16 protein-coding genes are annotated in these 20034 nt (G+C 62.6%); 4 read left to right on the forward strand and 12 right to left on the reverse strand.

Annotated features, from left to right (window positions below; translation table 11 throughout):
• Window positions 1-2: 2 nt before the first annotated feature.
• From murD to dinB, 10 genes are all read right to left on the reverse strand, one after another.
• Window positions 3-1592, reverse strand: a complete 1590-nt coding sequence (murD, locus tag AB0N65_RS12065; protein WP_364161463.1) for a UDP-N-acetylmuramoyl-L-alanine--D-glutamate ligase — start codon at window positions 1590-1592, stop codon at window positions 3-5.
• Window positions 1574-2683, reverse strand: coding sequence for a phospho-N-acetylmuramoyl-pentapeptide-transferase (mraY, locus tag AB0N65_RS12070; RefSeq protein WP_364161465.1), 1110 nt, complete (start codon window positions 2681-2683; stop codon window positions 1574-1576). The genes murD and mraY overlap by 19 nt, the downstream gene beginning before the upstream one ends.
• Window positions 2680-4170 (reverse strand): UDP-N-acetylmuramoyl-tripeptide--D-alanyl-D-alanine ligase, encoded by a 1491-nt coding sequence (murF, locus tag AB0N65_RS12075; RefSeq protein WP_364161467.1) that lies wholly within the window; start codon window positions 4168-4170, stop codon window positions 2680-2682. The genes mraY and murF overlap by 4 nt, the downstream gene beginning before the upstream one ends.
• A 6-nt stretch (window positions 4171-4176) precedes the next feature.
• Entirely contained in the window at window positions 4177-5814 is a 1638-nt protein-coding gene (locus tag AB0N65_RS12080; RefSeq protein WP_364161469.1) for a UDP-N-acetylmuramoyl-L-alanyl-D-glutamate--2,6-diaminopimelate ligase, read from the reverse strand.
• A 102-nt stretch (window positions 5815-5916) separates the two neighbouring features.
• Window positions 5917-7713, reverse strand: coding sequence for a penicillin-binding protein 2 (locus tag AB0N65_RS12085; RefSeq protein WP_364161471.1), 1797 nt, complete (start codon window positions 7711-7713; stop codon window positions 5917-5919).
• A 41-nt stretch (window positions 7714-7754) separates the two neighbouring features.
• Window positions 7755-8399: a hypothetical protein gene (locus tag AB0N65_RS12090; protein WP_364161473.1), complete on the reverse strand. Its 645-nt coding sequence runs from the start codon at window positions 8397-8399 to the stop codon at window positions 7755-7757.
• Window positions 8396-9394: a 16S rRNA (cytosine(1402)-N(4))-methyltransferase RsmH gene (rsmH, locus tag AB0N65_RS12095; protein ID WP_364161475.1), complete on the reverse strand. Its 999-nt coding sequence runs from the start codon at window positions 9392-9394 to the stop codon at window positions 8396-8398. Before rsmH ends, AB0N65_RS12090 begins: the two co-directional genes overlap by 4 nt.
• A gap of 162 nt (window positions 9395-9556) precedes the next feature.
• Window positions 9557-9988: a division/cell wall cluster transcriptional repressor MraZ gene (mraZ, locus tag AB0N65_RS12100; protein ID WP_364161477.1), complete on the reverse strand. Its 432-nt coding sequence runs from the start codon at window positions 9986-9988 to the stop codon at window positions 9557-9559.
• A 601-nt stretch (window positions 9989-10589) separates the two neighbouring features.
• A complete protein-coding gene (locus AB0N65_RS12105; RefSeq protein ID WP_364161479.1) occupies window positions 10590-10958 on the reverse strand; it encodes a DUF3040 domain-containing protein in 369 nt (122 codons plus the stop codon).
• 251 nt (window positions 10959-11209) lie between these two features.
• Window positions 11210-12472, reverse strand: a complete 1263-nt coding sequence (gene dinB, locus AB0N65_RS12110; protein WP_364161481.1) for a DNA polymerase IV — start codon at window positions 12470-12472, stop codon at window positions 11210-11212.
• 74 nt (window positions 12473-12546) lie between these two features.
• On the opposite strand from dinB, the gene AB0N65_RS12115 reads away from it, so the two are divergent.
• Together AB0N65_RS12115 and AB0N65_RS12120 are read left to right on the forward strand one after the other, a co-directional pair.
• Window positions 12547-13113 carry a hypothetical protein gene (locus AB0N65_RS12115; protein ID WP_364161483.1) on the forward strand — a complete coding sequence of 189 codons (567 nt, stop codon included), beginning with the start codon at window positions 12547-12549 and terminating at the stop codon, window positions 13111-13113.
• Window positions 13110-14204 carry a polyprenyl synthetase family protein gene (locus AB0N65_RS12120; RefSeq protein WP_364161485.1) on the forward strand — a complete coding sequence of 365 codons (1095 nt, stop codon included), beginning with the start codon at window positions 13110-13112 and terminating at the stop codon, window positions 14202-14204. Before AB0N65_RS12115 ends, AB0N65_RS12120 begins: the two co-directional genes overlap by 4 nt.
• Before the next feature lie 149 nt (window positions 14205-14353).
• On the opposite strand, the gene AB0N65_RS12125 is transcribed toward AB0N65_RS12120, so the two are convergent.
• On the reverse strand, window positions 14354-14707 hold the full coding sequence (locus AB0N65_RS12125) for an Rv2175c family DNA-binding protein (protein ID WP_364161487.1): 354 nt from the start codon (window positions 14705-14707) through the stop codon (window positions 14354-14356).
• A 259-nt stretch (window positions 14708-14966) separates the two neighbouring features.
• Here AB0N65_RS12125 and AB0N65_RS12130 point away from each other — a divergent pair, with 259 nt between their 5' ends.
• Entirely contained in the window at window positions 14967-16304 is a 1338-nt protein-coding gene (locus tag AB0N65_RS12130; RefSeq protein ID WP_364161489.1) for a LysM peptidoglycan-binding domain-containing protein, read from the forward strand.
• Between the two features lie 78 nt (window positions 16305-16382).
• Entirely contained in the window at window positions 16383-18449 is a 2067-nt protein-coding gene (pknB, locus tag AB0N65_RS12135; RefSeq protein ID WP_364161491.1) for a Stk1 family PASTA domain-containing Ser/Thr kinase, read from the forward strand.
• A 99-nt stretch (window positions 18450-18548) separates the two neighbouring features.
• Here the strand turns inward: pknB and AB0N65_RS12140 are convergent, their stop codons facing one another.
• Window positions 18549-19952, reverse strand: a complete 1404-nt coding sequence (locus tag AB0N65_RS12140; protein ID WP_364161493.1) for a class II 3-deoxy-7-phosphoheptulonate synthase — start codon at window positions 19950-19952, stop codon at window positions 18549-18551.
• Window positions 19953-20034: the final 82 nt, after the last annotated feature.

Here is a 20034-nt window from a genome sequence, read left to right on the forward strand (position 1 = left end):
TGTTACTCCTCGGTGGTCTTTGCCTGCCCTTCCACGAGCTCGCGAACTGCCTGGACGAATGCGTCGCCACGGTGAGCGTAGGAAGAGAACTGATCCATGGATGCAGCCGCGGGGGCCATGAGGACTGTGTCTCCCGGCCCCGCTACGCCTGCCGCCGCCGCCACGGCCTGGGCCATGATGGTCTCGCCAAAGATCGGCGACGAGGCGGTACCGGCTGCGGTCTGCACACTTTCAGTGTCGCCCTTGGGCTGCGCTATCACGGGGACATCCGGCGCGTGTCGCTGGAGGGAGCCTTCCAAGGCCGCGGTATCCGTGCCGATGAGCACCACCGACTTCAAGCGGCCTGCGTGTTCCTTGACGAGCTCGTCATAGTTGACGCCCTTGGAGAGGCCTCCGGCGATCCAGATGACGTTCTGGAAAGCTGCAAGTGCTGCTGACGCGGCATGCGGATTGGTGGCTTTGGAATCGTTGATCCACAGGACATCGTGGTGCTTGGCAACCACCTGGATGCGGTGCGCACCGGGCAGGTAGTTGACAAGCCCCTGCTTGACGGCTGCGGGTTCAACACCATAGGCCCGCACAAGTGCAGCTGCCGCCAGGGCATTGGCCACCATGTGGCGGGGGGCCACGGGACCGAGGTCCGACATTGCCGCGAGTTCCGCCGCCGAGTCCTTGCGCTCGGCAATGAAGGCCCGGTCTACCAACAGGCCGTCCACTACGCCCAGCATGCTGATGGCGGGCGTGTTGGTGGTGAAGCCGATCGCACGGCAGCCCTCTACGACATCCGCGTTCTCCACCATGCGTTCGGTTTCGATCTGATCGGCGTTGTAGATCGCCGCCTTCCGGGTGTTCTCATACACCTTGGCCTTGTCCGCCAGGTAGGAGGCGTAGGAACCGTGCCAATCCACGTGGTCCTCGGCGACATTCAGGCAAACGCTGGCCACGGGTGACAGGGAGTGGCTCCAGTGCAATTGGAAACTTGACAGTTCCACTGCGAAAGCGTCGTAATCCACGGGATCGCGAAGGGCGTCGAGGATGGGAGTGCCCACATTGCCCACAGCGATCGCTTTGAGCCCGGCCGCCTGCAGCATCGACTCGGTCATGCCCACAGTGGTGGTCTTGCCGTTGGTACCGGTGATCGCCAACCAGTCGGCAGTTTTCCGGCCTTCGCGTACCCTCAGGCGCCAGGCCAGTTCAACGTCGCCCCAGACCGGAATGTGCTTCCGTTTGGCGGCGGCGAGCAGAGCCTGGTCAGGGCGCCATCCTGGTGACGTGACCACGAGTTCCGGCTTTTCGCCGTCCACGAGCGGTAGGGAGTTGACGGCGTCGGCACCGAGCAGGACATCCGCTGCGCCGACGATTTTCAGCGTGTCGGCTTGGGCCTCGGCTTTGGCCGTGGTCGCAGCGTCCACCACAACCACCCTGGCACCGAGTTCAATGAGGGTATCGGCGGCGGCGAAGCCGGACACACCGATTCCGGTCACCACCACGCGGAGGCCGCTCCAGTCGGCGTCCCAGCTGGTGAGGTCCTTGAGCCGATCGTTGCTCGCCGGCGTTGTCTCGGGGCTTACGTTCACAGCAGCACCACCCATTCAGCGTAGAAGATTCCAAGGCCTGCGGCCACGAACAGTCCAGCGAGGATCCAGAAACGGACAACCACGGTGACTTCCGCCCAGCCCTTCAGCTCGAAGTGGTGCTGCAGTGGCGCCATCTTGAAGACCCGCTTGCCGCCGGTCAGCTTGAAATAGCCCACCTGGATGATCACGGAAAGTGTGATCAGGACAAACAGGCCGCCAATGAACGCCAGGAGAAGTTCGGTCCGGGAAAGGATGGCGAAGGCGGCGACGGCGCCACCGATCGCGAGGGATCCGGTGTCCCCCATGAAGATCTTGGCAGGCGAGGTGTTCCACCAGAGGAAACCAACCAAGGCAGCGCTGAGGATTGCGGCCAGCAGTGCGAGGTCCATGGGGTCGCGCACCTGGTAGCAACCGCTGCCGGCCTCGCGGGGTGAGCCGCAGGCCTGGTTGTTCTGCCAGATTCCCATGATGGTGTAGGCACCGAAAACCATGATGGACGCTCCCGCCGCCAGCCCGTCCAAACCGTCGGTCAGGTTAACGCCGTTAGTGGCGGCCGTGATGATCAGGTTCGACCAAACGACGAAAAGGATGGCGCCCAGGACGGTGCCGCCAAAGGCCAGGTCCAGCCAGGGGATATCGCGGACAAGCGAAATCTGCGTCGACGCGGGCCGAAGCCCGTCCTCGTTGGGGAACTGCAGCACGAGCACTGCAAAGATGATGCCCACGGCGGCCTGCAGAATCAGCTTGGCACGGGCGTTCAGGCCCAGGCTGCGCTTGTTCGAAATCTTGATGTAGTCATCCAGGAAGCCCACAAATCCCATGCCCACCATGAGGAACAGCAGGAGCAGGCCCGATGCGGAAGGCCCTGGAGACCGCGGATTCATCATCCACATGATCAAATGCGTCACAAAGTAGCTGATGAGGACGGCGGCAACCACCACAGTGCCACCCATCGTGGGCGTGCCGCGCTTGGTGTGGTGGGATGTCGGTCCGTCATCACGGATGAACTGTCCGTAGCTCTTGGCGACAAGGAGCCGGATGAAGAGCGGCGTCCCGATCAAGGCCACCAGGAGGGCGACACCTGCGCCGATCAAAAGTGCAATCACAGGAGCTCGTTCCCTTCGCCTGCGGCATGGTCAGCCGCTTCTTCCCCGCTGGGACGGGCCCGTGGAGGTAATGCTATCCGATCCCCCAAATGCCTCAGCCCAACCCCGTTGGAGGACTTGAACAAGACGAGGTCGCCGGGCTGCAGCTCCCGTTGCAGGAGCTCGTATGCTTCTTCGGCTGTTTCGGTGAACGAACATTCATCGCCCCAGGAACCTTCCTGGATGGCTGATACGTACAAGGCGCGCGCCTCGCGTCCCACCACCACAAGCCGTGAGATGTTGAGCCGAACCACCTGGGTACCCACCGCGGTGTGCTCGCGGATCGAGTCTTCCCCAAGCTCCAGCATTGCACCCAGGACTGCCCAGGTGCGGCGCCCCTGCCCCAGGTCCGCGAGCGTACGGAGCGCTGCCCGCATCGACTCCGGATTGGCGTTGTAGGCATCGTTGATGATGGTGACGCCGTCCGGCCGTTCAGTACGCTCCATGCGCCAGCGGCTGGCCGGCGACTGCGAACTCAGCGAGGAAGCGATATCGGCGGTGGGGATGCCGGCTGCAAAGGCTGCGGCAGCAGCTGCCAAGAGGTTGGTCACGTGGTGGCCGCCGATCAGGCGGCTCTTCACCTCGACGGCCGGACCGCCGTCGGGCATGACCAATTCGAAGTCCGGGTAGCCCTCGGAGTTGACCACGACGTTCCGGGCCTCTACATCCTCGTTGGTTCCGGGAGATGAGGTGAAACCCAGCACACGTGCAGTGGTCCGGGTCTTCATGGCGGCCACACGGGGGTCGTCCAGGTTAAGGACAGCGGTGCCGTGCTCACCCAGCGCTTCCACCAGCTCGCCCTTGGTTTTCGCAATGTTCTCGATGCCGCCGAATTCGCCGGCATGCGCCGTTCCCACTACGAGCACGACGCCGATATCCGGCTTGACCATGTCCGCGAGGTACTTGATGTGGCCAAGGCCGGTGGCACCCATCTCGATGACCAGGAACCGGGTATCCGTATCGGCAGTAAAGACAGTCAGGGGGACGCCGACCTCGCCGTTGTACGAACCCTGAGGAGCCACCGTCGGGCCTGCCGTGGACAGGACACCGGCGAGGAGGTCCTTGGTGGTGGTTTTGCCGGCTGAACCGGTGATACCTATCACGGTGAAATCCTCACCGCGTTCTCGGCGGGCAGCGCGGATGCGCCGGACCGCTTCGCCGGCCAGAGCACCCATCGCAAGCACGGCGTCATCAACGACGACGGCAGGGAACGGCCGTCCGGCGGCATCGGTGACATCACGCTCGGCCAGGACCAGGACGGCTCCACGTTCGACGGCGGCGTCGACGAAGTCGTGGCCATCGGCGTGCTCGCCGGGCTTGGCCACGTACAACGATCCAGGTACGGCTTCGCGTGAATCAGTGACCACGGAAGTGGGCACGATGCCACCGTCCCCGGTCAGTCGGCCATGGGTGATGTCGGCGATCTCCGCCGCTGTAAATGCAATCATCTCGGTTTAGGACTCTATCCGCTGGTCCGTTGAAACGCTGAATCCCTTGGATGTCAAGGCGGCCCGCAGTTCGACCCTGTCGTCAAGTGCGAGGTTGACGCCCTTGACCTCTTGCCACACTTCATGTCCACGCCCTGCGATGAGGATGGTGTCCTTCGTTGTGGCCATCTCCACGGCCAGCCGGATGGCTGCGTCCCGCGGATAGGACTCGATGATCTCGCTTCCGAGGTTTTCCGCGTCCCGGGCAGCGTAGGCGCCCGCCAGCACCTCGGAACGGATGGTGGCAGCGTCTTCATCGTGGGGGTCGTCATCGCTGATGATCACCACATCGGCGAGGCGGGCGGCGATGGCCCCCATCGTGGGACGTTTGCTTTGGTCACGCTGTCCTGTGGCACCAAAAACCACGATGACGCGGGAGCCTTCTTCCGGCGATCGCACGGCTTCCAGGGCACGGGCAAGGGCATCGGGATTGTGGGCAAAATCAACGACGGAGGCAGGAGCGGTAGAGACCAACTGCATCCGCCCCGGCACGGCAACAGTGAACGGATCATGCTCATCGAGTGCCGACTGCAACATCTCCGGATCAACGCCGGAGGCAAGGACCATGAGGGTGGCCAGGGCGGCATTGGCCACGTTGAAGTCGCCCGGCAAGCCTGTGTGGACGCGCAGGACGCTGCCGTCCCGGTGCCGCAGCTCGAAAGCAGTACCGAGCCCCCGCGCGGAGGTCGACTCGATGCGCCAGTCCGCGTCCGGGTGACCGGACGTGGCGGAAAGCGTTGTCAACGGAATGTCCACAAGGTGCGCAAGCTTCCGGCCCCACTCGTCGTCGACCGTCACCACCGCGTGGCGGGCACGTCCGGCAGTGAACAGTTCCGCTTTGGTGCTGAAGTACTCCTCCATGCTCCCGTGGAGGTCCAGATGGTCCTGTGTGAGGTTGGTGAATCCGGCCACATCGAACATCACGCCATCCACCCGGTGGTAAGAAATGGCATGAGAGGAAACTTCCATCGAGGCTGCGTCCAGCCCGCGCTCCCGCATCAGGGCAAGCAAAGCGTGGACGTCCGTGGACTCGGGCGTTGTGAGAAGGCTGGGGATGGGATCTCCGCCTGCCAGGATCTCGATGGTGCCGATGAGCCCCGTGGTCCGGCCCAGGGCGCGCAGCAGCGAATTGATGAAATAGGTGGTGGTGGTCTTCCCGTTGGTGCCGGTCACGCCGAAAAGCGTCGGGGACCCGCTGTCGTCCGGCTGGCTGCGGTAGATCAGGGCAGCCAAACGCCCGACGGCGGTACGCGGCTCTTCCACGATGAGCACCGGTACCGGCTGGTCACCTGCCAGCGCCAGCTGGCGTGCCCCGGCGTCGTCCGTCACGACGGCGACAGCACCGGCGTCGACGGCCTGCACGACGAAATCGGCACCATGGCGGGAGGCCCCGGGCAGTGCCATGTAGAGATCGCCGGATTCGATGGAACGGGAGTTCAGCGAAATGCCGGTGACTCCCCTGCTTTCCTCGCCAGCAGGCACGGCAACGCCCAGGGCTTCCCCGATGGTCGCCAATGGCACGGCAGCCACTGACCCTGGGCGGAAGCCGGACCTGCCGGCCTCCGGGGTGTGGACATTGGAAACGGCCTCATTGTGCTCTGACACGTGGTTCTCCGTTGGTGCTCGGTGGAACGGCCGGCCCGTGGCCAGCGCCGCCGGGTCGGTAGGGTGGATCGATTCTTTGGCCGAAACAGACGCCCAAGAAGCTTACTTGACGAACTGCGGCAAGCGCGCCGGGGTTCCGGTTGACGGAGCCACGTTGTAGGTCCGGAGGACCTGGGCCATCACGGAGCGGAACACAGGACCGTTGGTGATGCCGTAAATGCTCCCCTTGGGGCGTTGCAGGACGACTTCCACAATGAACCGGGGATCGTCCATGGGAGCCATACCCACCATGGACGCGGTGTAGCCGTCAAAGCCGGGAAGCCCGTCCTCGCGGGGTGCCTGCGAGGTTCCGGTTTTGGCGCCAACCCGGTAACCATCGATCGCGGCGTCCTTGATCTGTCCCTCGGTGACAGCGCTTTCGAGGATGTCCCGCACCTGCTGCGCGGTCTCCTTTGACACCACCTGGCGGGATTCCTTGGCGGGAACCTTTTGTTCTTCGCCTTCCGGGGTGATGTAGCTGTCGATAAGGCGGGGCTGAAGCATGACGCCGTCGTTGGCGATGCTCTGGTAGGCACGCACCGTCTGGAGCGTTGACTGGGACACGCCCTGTCCGAACAGCACCGTGTACTGCTGGCGGTCATCCCACTGCTCGGGTTTGGCGAGGATACCCGTCGCTTCCGCCGGCAGCCCGATATCCGTCTGCTCGCCGATTCCGAATTTCTTCAACCAGTCGTAGCGCTGTTCCTTTGTCAGCCTGCTGCCGGCCATTACGGTTCCGGTGTTCATGGACCAGCCAAGGATTCCGGCAAGAGTGCGTTCCTCGGTGCCGTGTTCAAAGGCGTCCGTGAAGGTTTGCCCGTCAATGGTGTAAGACGACGGAATGGTGAAGTGATCCAAGGGGCTCGACTTACCCTCCTCGATGACCGCTGCAGCCGTGATCATCTTCTCCACCGAGCCGGGCTCATAGGCGGCGGTCACAGCGCGCACCCCACGATCCTTGGCATCCACCTTCCCGGGATCGTTGGGGTCCGGGGCGTTGGTGTCCGCCAAGGCAATCAGGTTGCCTGTCTTGGTATCCATGACGACAATGACGCCCCACTCAGCATTGAGTTTGTTCACCTGGCTTTGGATCGCCTGCTGGGCAAAGTACTGGATGTCCGTGTTGATGGTCAGTTTGACGTCGGTCCCGTCCACAGCCGGCGTCAATTCGTCGGTGGCAACCGGAATTCGGAGGCCATCGGCCCCGATTTCGAACACACGCTTGCCGTCCACTCCCCGCAGGAGTTCGTCTTGGGTCTGTTCTATGCCGGCCTGGCCCGTGGTTCCGTCCTGGAGGAAGCCCACTACTCCACCCCCAACGCTGCCGTTCGGGTACACGCGCTTGCTGACGCCCTCCGCCGCAATGCCTGGGATGTGCAGTTTGGAGATGCGGTCCTCGAGTTCAGGCTTGACGTCCTTGGCCACAACGAAATACTTCTTGTCACCAGTCAGCGATTCACGGATTTTCGCGACGTCCACACCGAGGAGCGTGGCCAACTCGGAGATACCCTGGTCACGGGAGATGGTGTCCACTTCTTCGGTTTTGTCGTTGTACCGCTTGAACTCGGCCGTTCCCGTGTTCAAGACCTGGTCAACCACGATGTTGTACCGGATCACGCTGCTGGCCAGGACCGTGCCATTGGCGTCGACGATCTCGCCCCGTTCCGCGGGCAGGCTCTGCGGCCTCAGCCTGCTCTCCAGCGCCGCCTCTGCCATGCCCCCGACGTCCAGGCCTTGGACCATGAAGAGCTTGCCGCCCACAACAAGGAGCAAGGTCAGCATGATGCCAAGGCCGATCCGCAGCCGTTTCCTTGCCGCCGGCGCCTTCGTCTTTTTCGATTTGCCGGGGTTTTGCGCCACGTTGTTTCCTTGCTGCTGACCTTGTTTCAGTGGACGGTGGGCTACTGCCCTGGTTCCTTTTGCTGGGGACCCGGTACTGAGCCTCCATGCAGTTCCACCACGGGGGCGGCGGGTGTTGCTTCCGGCTTTGCGGCCGGGGCAGCGGGTGTTACCGGCTTACGGGTCTCCAACGGCTCCTTGGTGGTGGCTGGTGGAACGACGTCGAGCTGGCCGGCGACCGCCGGAGGGGCAATCAGCGCTGCAGGATTGTCTCCCTTGACCGCCGGTGTTGCCTTTCCGGTGACCGACATGGTGTCCAGATCGATCTGGCCCTTGACGGTGGACGCTACCATTCCCAATTCTGCGGCCTTTGCAGCCAAATTCTGTGGAGCCTCGAAGTTCTGCTTCTTTTGTGTCAGATCCTGGTTTTCCTTATTGAGCGTGGCAGCCTCAGCCTTGAGTTGCACCAACTGGTACTGGGCTGTGGACACGGAGATATTGAGGACCAACACCGTGAGGAGTGCGGCCGCCAGGACCACAAAGCAGAGCACTACGAAAGGGGTCCGTCGCTTGCCCGGGGCACTGCGGACGAGTGAAAGCGGCGTGCGGACCTTGCGTCCGGCGTCGGGCTTTCCGGCGGGAGCGGGCATCACGCGGGCGGTGTTGCCCACCACGGAGGGCAGTGTCTTCGCTGCGGCGTTACTCATGCGACTCTCCTTGGCTTGATGCGTTCCACGGCCCTGAGGCGGGCAGACGCCGCGCGTGGGTTCTCGGCTATTTCCAGTGCTGTGGGCACTTCCGTGCCCTTGGTCAGTGTTTTCAGTTCGGGCTTGTGTTCCTCGAGTTCCACCGGAAATCCAAGGGGTGCAGACGACTTGGATCCGGCCTGGAAAACGGACTTCACGATCTTGTCCTCCAGCGAGTGATAGGACATCACTACAACCCGCCCGCCCATGGCCGTGGCAGCAACCGCCGCCGGTACTGCCCGCTCCAAGACGTCGAGTTCCTCGTTGACCTCGATGCGTAAAGCCTGAAAGGTCCGTTTGGCAGGGTGCCCACCGCTCTTGGCTGCCGCCGCAGGAACCACTGCCCGGATTTGCTCGACCAACTCTCCCGTGGTGGCAAAGGGTTTTTCGTTCCTTGCGGCAACAATCCTGTTGGCGATCCTTCCGGCAAACTTCTCTTCGCCCCACTTGCGGATGATCCGAACGAGGTCCTCTTCGCTGTACGTGTTCACCACGTCCGCGGCGGTTTGTCCCCGGCTGGTGTCCATCCGCATATCCAGCGGAGCGTCGTAGGAGTAGGCGAAGCCGCGCTCCCTCTCATCCAGTTGCAGGGAAGACACACCCAAATCCATAAGGATGCCGTGAACTTCAGCTATGCCAAGATCCGCCAGGACGTCTTCGATTTCGTCATAGACGGCGTGGACGAGATCAGTCCGTGCAGAGAAGGGTTCCAGCCGCGCCCCGGCAAGAGCAAGGGCCTCTTCGTCACGGTCGATGCCCACCAGGTGGAGATCCGGGAAGCGCTGCAGCATGGCTTCCGAGTGGCCACCCATGCCAAGGGTCGCGTCGATGGCCACGGGAGTTTCACCGCGCTTCCTGGCAGCTTCGAAGCCGGGAGCGAGCAGGTTGATGCAGCGATCCTTGAGAACGGGCACGTGGCGTTCCGATGTGCGCTTTGCCGCGTCCTGCTCGTCCACGCTGCCTCCTCTTTCGTCAATCGCTTGCATGCTGTTCTTGGGTCGGATCCCCATCCGCGCCTATCGTCCTGCCGGCCTGGCTCCGGGGAAGGTGAGCCAGGAAGACAGTTCGATGGGCGGCTGGAGATCCCATCCAAGAACCGGGGCAGTGCCCCACCTGCGCTAGAAAAAACCAGGCAGATTGTCATCGTCGGTTTCCGAAAAGGCGGCTTCCTTCTCGGTGAGGTATTCGTTCCAAGCTTCGGCATCCCAGATCTCTGCACGGGTACCGGCACCAATGACTGCCAACTCCCGACCTAGTCCTGCATAGGCCCGGAGCGCCGGCGGAATGGTGACGCGCCCCTGCTTGTCAGGTACCTCATCAGAGGCTCCGGACAGAAAAACCCGGATGTAGTCACGAGCCTGTTTGGAAGACAGTGGTGCCTCCCGCATCGATTCGTGAATACGTTCGAATTCCTTCTGGCTGAAGACGTAAATACAGCGCTCCTGGCCCCTCGTGAGGACCAATCCCTCGGCAAGCTCCTCGCGGAACTTCGCGGGAAGTATGATCCTGCCCTTTTCATCGAGACGCGGCGAGTGGGTGCCAAGAAACACTGGCCCACCGCCCCTCGCTCAAGGTGCCCGCACATACCCAACGCTGCCATTAACCTCTTATGCGCTCCACTTTACTCCACATCGCCCCACAGTCAACGCACTGTCGCGCGTTTCTCCACCACTTTGAGTTTTAGGATCCCCGCCATTACGCGGATTTGGGCCAGTGGTGGGAAGTGGAGGACGGGGTGGGAAGTGGAGGGCTGGGTGGGAAGTGGAGGACGGGGTGGGAAGTGGAGGGCTGGGTGGGAAGTGGAGGACGGGGTGGGAAGTGGAGGGCTGGGTTGCACCTGTTCGTTGAATGTTCGTTAAATGCAAAAGACCCGCCAGGCGGGTCTATAAGAACATAGGTCGAAAAGGGCCATCCATGAGAGAGCGTCCGCCCCAAAAGGGCCAACCATGAGAGAGCGTCCGCCCCAAAGGGGCCAACCATGAGAGAGCGTCCGCCCCAAAAGGGCCATCCATGAGAGAGCGCCCGCCTGAGGGGGCTCAAGGCGGCATCAGCGACAACTTATAAGCCGGGACACCATCAACGGGAGACGTACAGCAGCACTGCGGCGCGGGGCACGGCCCTGCGCCGGAGGTGCTCAGGTGTGGTCAGTGCTCAGTTGTCGTCGCGGCGACGTTCGTCCCAGCGCTCTTCGAGATTGCTCATGAACGAGCTCTTGGACTTGGTTTTTCCAGGCTTGCCTTTGCGGGACTTACCGAATGACGAGCCGCGCAACGTAGCGAAGTACACGCCCGCCCCCATCACGACGAACCCCAGAACGCCTACGAAGATCTGTTGAAGCGAGACGCCAACGAGCAACAGCAGGATGCCGGCGATGGCGCCGAGCACACCGATTATCACGTGTCGGGTGGACCAACTGCGGATGGGATCCGACCCCATGGTGTTGGCAAACTTCGGATCGTCCTCATGAAGCTGCTTCTCGAGTTGCTCAAGCAGCTTCTGTTCGTGCTCCGAGAGGGGCATCGCGACCTCCTTTAGTCAGCCAGCGCCTGGACAAAACGCGGCGTATGCGTCTGTCTCCAAAACGATCGGGCCCGGAAAAGCGTTCCCGCAATTTCCACTGTTCTTAGTGGTCGTCCCGGGTCCGACTGCTCAGGAAACAACTGTCCAGACGATCTAAATATCTGTACTAATTAGGATAGTTTGTCGGACCCGGTTCTGAAAGACAGATAGAGGCCTCCGGAGGGTGCTACCAATCACTTCTCTCTCGGATGCTATTTCCCTTCTGAAGGCTTTCCGGGTTCAAGCAACCTCGCGGGAAGCAGCGTCTTTGATCCAAAACGTTCGGCGACCCTGTCCAGGGCCTGTTCGGCAGCACGCCAGTTATCGTCCCGGCGGTCGAGGCTGAGCTGCATGGACGTCTGGCCCGCCGGTTCCAATTGTTCCGCGCGGACGCCGACAAGCCTGACGCTCATGGGCCGGGGTCCGAGGGCTTCCACGAGCTGTACGGCGACCTGGTAAATGAGTTGGGCGCTGTCAATCGGCGTATGGAGCGTGCGGCTGCGCGTCACCGTGGAGAAGTCCGAGTAACGCAATTTCAGGGCGATGGTGCGGGTGAGCATCCCCGAGCTGCGCAGCCGGGAAGCCGTGCGGTGTGACAACCTCAGCAGCTCCCGATACACCAGGGCGTCATCAGCTGTGTCGGTAGCAAACGTCTCTTCCGCGCCGATGCTTTTCTCCAGCCGGGTGGGCGTGACAGGCCTGGGATCGATGCCCATGGACAACCGGTGCACGTGCGCTCCGCTCGCTCCGAGGACTTTCTTCAAGGACGCGACCGGAGTGGCAGCCACATCCGCCACCGTACGGATGCCAAGACGGGCGAGCACTTCCGCCGTTTTGCCGCCCACTCCCCACAACGCATTGACGGGAAGGCTGTGCAGATATGGAACGGTATCAGCGGCATCGATCTGCAGGATGCCATCGGGTTTGCAGCGCGTGGATGCGATCTTGGCCACGAACTTGGTGCCCGCGATACCAACCGACGCCGTGATGCCGAGTTCAGCCTGAACACGTCGGCGGATGAGGTGTCCAATGTCAAGAGGTGATCCGAGGCGCCTGATAGCGCCACCCACATCGAGGAAGGCCTCGTCAACGCTGAGGGGCTCCACGAGGTCCGTGACCGAGGCGAAGATCTCCATCAGCTGCCCGGATACTTCGTAGTAGAGCTTATGCCGGGGATGAATGATCACAGCGGCGGGGCACATCCGCATGGCAACAGCCATGGGCATGGCCGACTTGACGCCGGTTGCCCGGGCCTCATAGGAGGCCGACAACACTACCGAACGTTCCGCGGGAAACCCCACGATAACGGGCTTGCCCCGCAATTCGGGCCGCGTGCGCAATTCCACTGACACGAAAAAGGCATCCATGTCCACGTGCAGGATGCTGGTTCGCCTCAAATCCCGCAGGGCATCTTTAGCGCTGCGGGCCGGACCGCTGCCGCCCCCTTGGGCGCCACCAAATGCTTCCTGCCTCACAACGGCAATACTATGCCCGCCCACTGACTAAACTGGGAGCACAGTCCGGCGTCAGCCCAAGGAAGGATACCCCTGTGAAGCTCTTTGGAACTCCCCAAGCGCGAGGGTTTGCCCTGCTCGCAGTAGGTCTCGCTGTTGCGGCCACCGCCTGCACCCCATCATCCGACGGCTCAGCGGCCCCTTCCCCTTCCGTGGATTCCAGTGTTTCCTCCACCGAACCACCTGCGCCTTCGGCTTCCGCCACGTCCACGCCGCCTGCTACCGATGGCTCCCCTGCCTCGCCGGTCCCCGGAGCCACAGCGACCGTTGGCGCCCTTGTTCCGGGATTCCCACAGCAGCTCATTCCGGTGATGCCGAAGACATCCGTACGTTCCAGCAGCTTTGACAAAAACGTTTCCCCGGCCACGGTTGCCCTGGTAGGTACGGTCAAGGCCCCACCGGAAGGCGTGGTGGACTACTACAAAGCCTCCCTTGAAGCCCAAGGCTTCAAAGTGGTCCCGGGGCCCGAAGCCGTGGGCAACGTCACCTCCATAGATTTCGTTCGCGGTGACGGAGAAACCGTGAACCTCTCGGTCCGGCAGAAGGAAGGCGTCTCCACCTTCACCATCGGCGCCAACGTGGCAGCCGGATCCGTCAAGTGACGCCGGCGTCGCAACTCCTCACGGAGCAGGTCCGCTTCATCGACGGCGTGGCGGACAAGCTGCATGAGTTCCTGTCCCACCAACAGCACGTCATGGCGGGCATTTCCCCCGACGTTGATCCGTTAATAACGTCCATTTCGAATCTGGTCACGGGAGGTAAGCGGCTCCGCGCCCTCATGTGTTATTGGGGGTGGAGAGGCGCAGGAGGCTCTGCGTCCGACGCCGAAATCGTGACGGCCGGATGCGCCCTTGAGCTCTTCCAAGCCGCAGCCCTGATCCACGACGACATCATTGACCGATCCGATACCCGCCGCGGGGGTCCCAGCGTACACAGGCGGTTCAGCCAGCTCCATCAGCTGAACGGGTGGGCCTTGGACGATGAACGCTTCGGCCACGCAGCTGCCATCCTCACGGGCGACCTCTGCTTGTCCTTCAGCGAAGAGTCCTTCACACAGATCGGCAGCAGGGCGGGGTCGGGTACCGCAGCCCGCCACATTTTCAATCTCATGCGCGCCGAAGTCATGGCTGGACAGTATTTGGACATCCTTGAAGAAGTGGCAGGGCCTGTCCGCGACGCAGCCGGATCGGTTGAACGCGCAAAATCGATCATTCGCTACAAATCCGCTAAGTATTCCACTGAGCATCCGCTGGCACTGGGCGGGGCCTTGGCAGGGGCACCCGACCACTTATTGCAGGGGTATTCAGCGTTTTCACTGCCCCTCGGGGAGGCATTCCAGTTACGGGATGACGTCCTGGGAGTCTTCGGCGACCCCGGGACCACCGGCAAACCGGCCGGCGACGATCTCAGGGAAGGCAAACGGACTGTCCTGGTCGGATTCGCGATCAACCAGGCGCCGGCCGCGGACGCTGCCTACCTCCACGCCATGCTCGGGAGGCAGGACCTGGGTGAGGATGAGGTGGCTGAAATCCGCCGGATCATTGTTGACTGCGGTGCCCTCGAGGCCACGGAGTCATTGATTGCGGAACTCAGCGATAAAGCCTTTGCCGCATTGGAACGGCTACCCTTGGCTGATTTGCCGCTCACGGCTTTGCGTCAACTGGCCGAAGCGGCAGTCAGCCGCGCCGCTTAGCCAGGAGCCGCCGCTTAGGCAGGAGCAAGCGCCCAACACAAGCAGCATGGTCCACCGAAGAGCAGCAGGCCTCCGGTAACAGGACGACGGCGGTAAAGTACCGCCGTCGTCCGTGTTAATTGCCGCTGCCCGCAGGAGCGGCGCCCTCCCTACCAGGCCAGGGATTGGGCGCGACGACGGATTTCCGTCTTCCGACCTTCGCGCAGGGCATCAATCGGGCGACCCCGCAATGAATCATCGGGGGTGAACAACCACACAATGAGTTCTTCGTCGTTGTACCCGGCGTCGCTGAGGACCGCAATGGTTCCCTTGAGACTGTCGACTACGTGTCCGTCCTGGATAAACAATGCCGGGATTGAACGGATATTTCGTTCTCCCCGCCTGATGGCCACTACCGCGCGTTCGTCCAGCAGTCCATGGACTTTGGTGATGGAAACTCCCAACTGCTCCGCGACATCCGGCAGTGGCAGCCAGTCAGAAACAAGGCTTTCTACATTACTCACGGAACAAGGTTGCCACGCCCCACTGCCGCTCGCCTAGCCGGAGTCCGACGGCGGTTCACACCGCCCAGCCAATACGCCGTGCGCCTCGGACAAATTCCCTGCGCGGATTCCCGAACGGAATGAATTGTTGTGCCGATTGAATAAGTGTGAGAGATTCACACTGATCACACTTGCATCATTGATAACATCAGTAACATTCGCAACACTGGTAACAGCGGCAACAAACTCCATTCCCGCTGCAAAGATGAGGACACACTCCATGACCACGCCCCGCTCGACGAAACGAACCATGAGCATGCCGGTTATCGCGGCAACCACGGCTGCGCTTCCCGCCGTGGTCTTGTCCTCGCTTGCTGTGGCCCAGCCAGCCACCGCTGCACCGGCACCTCAGCCCAGGAAGATCCCGGCCACGCTCGCAGCGGCCATGAAGGCACAGGCAGCAAAGGTCGGATCCGTCATCCCTGCGCAGGCTGTTGCGGCAACTCTTCCTGCGGCATTGCGCCCCATGGCCCCTTCCGTTCCCGACACCTATAAGGTGGTCCGCGGTGACACCATCAGCGCCATCGCCCGCCGCTTCAACCTGGACACGTCAGCGGTCCTCCGGTTGAACAACCTCACGCCAACCACGCTCATCTACCCGGGCCAAACCATCAAGCTGACCGGCACCGCCCCGGCTGCCCCCGAGAAGCCCGCGGCTCCTGCCCCGAGCGCCCCCGTCGATGCCACGACCTACACTGTGGTGTCCGGTGATACGCTCGGAGCCATCGCCGCCCGTCACGGCGTCCCGTTGTCCAGCGTTTTCTCCTGGAATGGCCTGAGTGGGAGCTCCATCATCTACCCGGGCCAAAAAATCAAGGTAAGCGGCGGTTCGGCACCGTCCACTCCTGCGCCCGCCCCCGCACCGGCGCCTGCACCCGCACCCCAAGCCAGCACGGGCTCCTACACCATCAAGGCAGGCGACACCCTCAGTTCGATTGCCTCCCGGAACGGCGTTTCCCTGTCTGCGCTGATGAGTGCGAACAACGTTTCGGCTACAACCGTCATCTACCCGGGCCAGAAGCTCACCATTCCAGGCGGTTCCTCGCTGCAGCCGGCCTCGGAGACCAAGCCGTTGGTACCCAGTTCCTTCCTGGGTTTCACGTACCCGGCGGCCGTCGTGAGCTCGGCCAACGAGAACAAGGCATTGCTGAACGCTTCACCCGTTCCCAGCCGGGCGGAGATGAAAACCATCGTGGCCGACACCGCACGGCGCATGGGTGTGAGTCCTTCCCTGGCCTTGGCCTTTGCCGAACAGGAATCCGGCTTCGATCAGCGGGCTGTGTCACCTGCGAACGCCATCGGCACCATGCAGGTCATTCCCTCCTCCGGGGAGTGGGCATCGGACCTTGTGGGCCGGAAGCTCAACCTCCTGGACCCCTACGACAACGCCACCGCCGGAGTAGCCATCATCAAGGCCCTCATTGCCACAAGCAAGGACCTGGACACCGCCATCGCCGGGTATTACCAAGGCCAGTACTCCGTCAACAAGTACGGCATGTACGACGACACCAAGCGCTACGTCGAGTCGATCAAGGCACGCCAGCGCACCTTCGGCTGAGCCTTCCCGGCACCCTTGGAGGAGGCCCGGATCCCGCGGGGGTTCGGGCCTCTTCCCTGCCTCGTTTAGGATCATAAGGTGCAAGAACCACTGCAGGACCACCTCATAGGGACCACCGTGGACGGGCGCTACCGCGTTCTGTCCCGCCTCGCGAGGGGCGGCATGTCCACTGTCTACCTGGCCACGGACCAGCGCTTGGAGCGCGACGTGGCACTCAAAGTCCTGCACCCGAATTTGGCCAATGACCACACGTTCCTGGAGCGATTGAGCCGCGAGGCCAAGGCGGCGGCGAGCCTCTCCCACCCCCACATAGTCGGAGTGCTGGACCAAGGCGAAGATGGCCACATCGCATACCTGGTGATGGAGTACGTCAAGGGCCATACCCTGCGCGACATCCTCAATGAACAGGGCGCGCTTCCGCCACGCCTTGCCCTGGCCTTGATCGATCCTGTCATCGAGGGCCTGGCGGCTGCCCATGCCTCGGGGCTGATCCATCGCGACGTCAAACCGGAAAACGTTCTCATTGCCGACGACGGGCGCATCAAGGTGGGCGATTTCGGCCTGGCCAGGGCCGTCACAGCGACCACCAGCACAGGGGCCTTGATCGGGACAGTTGCGTACTTGGCTCCGGAACTGGTGCTGGGGCAACCGGCGGATGCCCGCAGCGACATCTACTCGGCCGGCATCATGCTCTACGAAATGCTCACCGGGCAGCAGCCTTACGCCGGTGAATCGCCCATCCAGGTGGCGTACAAGCACGTGAACGCCGTGGTCGGCCGTCCCTCCGACGCAGCTCCCGGACTCGCGGCCGACCTGGACGAACTTGTCCAGTGGTGCACAGCAGTGGACGCGGAAAACCGGCCTGTGGACGGTTCAGCTTTACTCTCTGAACTACGGCATATCCGGACTACCCTAAGCGATGAGCAGTTGGACCTGAGGCAGGCATCTTCCCGGCCGCTCTCCCCCGTAAGCGTGGCTGCCCCGCTGAACAGCAAGGCGCCCAGCCGCCAGGAGAACCCTACGGAGGCAATAGCCACCACCGCTTCTCCGACTGAATTCATTTCGCACCAGAGCAACCCCACCACCGTCATGGCAGCGGCCGGAGCACACCAACAGCATGCCCGATTGGCCGTTCCCGGGGTGGACGAAGACATCCGGCAACCCGGCAAACGGGAGTTGAAGCGGCTCGAACGCCAACGAGCCAAAGACCAGGCACGCGCCGCGGCCACGCCCGTCCGCCCGTTGCGTGAAGGCAATCCCAGGCGCAGGGGTGTCATCTGGACCATTGTGATCGTGATCCTTGCTCTGCTCGCCGGGTCCGCCGGTTGGTTCTTTGGCATGGGGCCCGGTTCCCCGGGCACTGTGCCTGACGTCAAGAACAAAACCGTGGCCGAAGCGCAGCAACTGCTTCGGACCGCGGGCTTCCAGTCAGAACCGCGTGATGTCTTTGACGACGACATCCAGGCAGGGCTCGCGGTAGGCACCGAACCGGCCACGGGCGCGGTGATACGGAAGTTTCAGCCGATCACGCTTTTTGTTTCGAAGGGCGCCCAACTGTTCGCTTTGCCGGACTTGACCGGTGGAACACTGGACCAGGCAAAGAATGCCTTGAATGCCGCCGAGATGGCCCTCGGCAACGTCACCGAAGTCTTCGACGAGAAAGTTCCGGCCGGCGTCGTTCTTTCCCAGGACCCGGCCAAGGGAACTGAAGTCCGCCACGGAACCCCGGTGGCCTTGGCGGTGTCCAAAGGACCTCAGCCCATTCCGGTTCCGGATGTTCGGGGACTTCCGCAGGATGCTGCCGTCCAGGCCCTTCAGGATGCAGGACTCAAAGCCGTGATCGCCCCTGAAACAGTCAATGACAAGAGCGTTCCCAAGGGCGCAGTCGTATCCCAGTCACCTGCCAATGGAACGCTGGTCCGGGGTGAATCCGTGACGCTGACTGTGTCCAAGGGGCCGAAGATGGTCAAGGTTCCAAGCTTTATCGGGAAACAGGCAGACGATGCCGAAAAGGAGCTGAGGAAACTGGGCTTCGACGTCAAAGTCAATGAAATCCTGGGTGGCTTCTTCGGCACTGTGCGCGACCAGAATCCCGTCGATGCGGAAGTGCCCGAAGGCTCGGTCATCACGTTGACCGTCGTATAGGCCCAAATCCTCCAAGCCGTTAAACGGCTGAAGGGGCGGCCCGGACTCAGCCGGGCCGCCCCTTCTGCGGTTCAAGAAACAGCGGTTACCGCCGGACGGTCAGCGCTTGGACAGGGCTCCCGCCACCAGGAAGGCCATCTCGAGTGACTGCATGTGGTTCAAACGCGGGTCGCACACGGATTCGTAGCGGTCCAGGAACGCCTCCTGGTCGATGGGGTCAGCTCCGCCGAGGCACTCTGCGACGTCGTCCCCGGTCATTTCCACATGCAGGCCACCCGGAACCGTGCCCAGCGAATGGTGGACCTCGAAGAAGCCGCGGACTTCGTCGATGACGTCGTCAAAATTGCGGGTCTTGTAGCCGTTGGGGGACGTGACCGTGTTGCCGTGCATCGGGTCGGTTACCCAGAGGACCTGCGCACCGGAAGCCGTGACGCGTTCGACGACGGCCGGCAGCTTCTCGCGGATATTCTTGGCACCCATGCGGGTGATGAACGTCAGGCGGCCGGGTTCGCGGTTTGGGTCCAGCTTGTCGATCAGTCGCAACGCGTCATCACCGCTGGTAGTCGGTCCAAGCTTGACGCCGATCGGGTTGCGGACGCGCGAAAGGAAGTCCACGTGGGCGTGATCGAGTTCGCGTGTCCGCTCGCCGATCCAGAGGAAGTGGGCCGATGTGTCGTACGGCAGGCCCGTGCGCGAGTCGATACGGGTCAGCGCGCGCTCGTAGTCCAGCAGCAGTGCTTCGTGGCTGGCAAAGAACTCAACGCGCTTCAGTGCTTCGAAGTCAGCACCGCAGGAGTCCATGAACGAGATGGCACGATCGATGTCACGGGCAAGTGACTCGTAGCGGGCGTGGGCGGGGTTCTCCGTGAAGCCCTTGTTCCACTGGTGGACCAGCCTCAGATCCGCAAAGCCACCTTGGGTGAAGGCACGAATCAGATTGAGGGTGGACGCGGATGTGCGGTAGGCCTGCAGCATCCTGCCGGCGTCGTGCGCCCGGGACTCAGGGGTGAAATCGTAGCCATTGACGATGTCGCCGCGATACGCAGGGAGTGTCACGCCATCGCGGGTTTCCTCGTTGGACGAGCGCGGCTTGGCGAACTGGCCTGCCATGCGCCCCATCTTGATGACCGGCATCGCCGCACCATAGGTGAGCACCACGGCCATCTGGAGGATGGTCTTGACCCTTGCGCTGATCTTGTCAGCGGTGGCGGCTTCGAAGGTCTCGGCGCAGTCGCCGCCCTGAAGGAGGAATGCCTTGCCCTGGGCAGCTGCAGCGAGGCGTCCCCGGAGTACGTCTACTTCGCCGGCGAATACCAGGGGCGGAACCACTGAGAGCTCCTTGACGGTGGCCTTGAAGACTTCAGCGTCAGACCAGGTGGGCTGCTGTGAGATCGGCATGTCCCGCCAGGCATCGAGCCCGGGGTAGTTGGCAGCGCCGCTTTGGGCGGTGCTGGCGAGGGGGTCTGATTCAGGAAGTGCGGTGTTCGCGGTTAGCTCAGTCACCCTTCAAGAGTAGTAGCCTCCGGCACCGTTGGGGCACTGCAGGCGTAACTGTCCCTGCCTGATGCGTCACAGTCCGCCGGTC

It is taken from the genome of Paenarthrobacter sp. NPDC089322, assembly GCF_040684895.1.
In the GTDB taxonomy this organism is placed as follows: domain Bacteria; phylum Actinomycetota; class Actinomycetes; order Actinomycetales; family Micrococcaceae; genus Arthrobacter.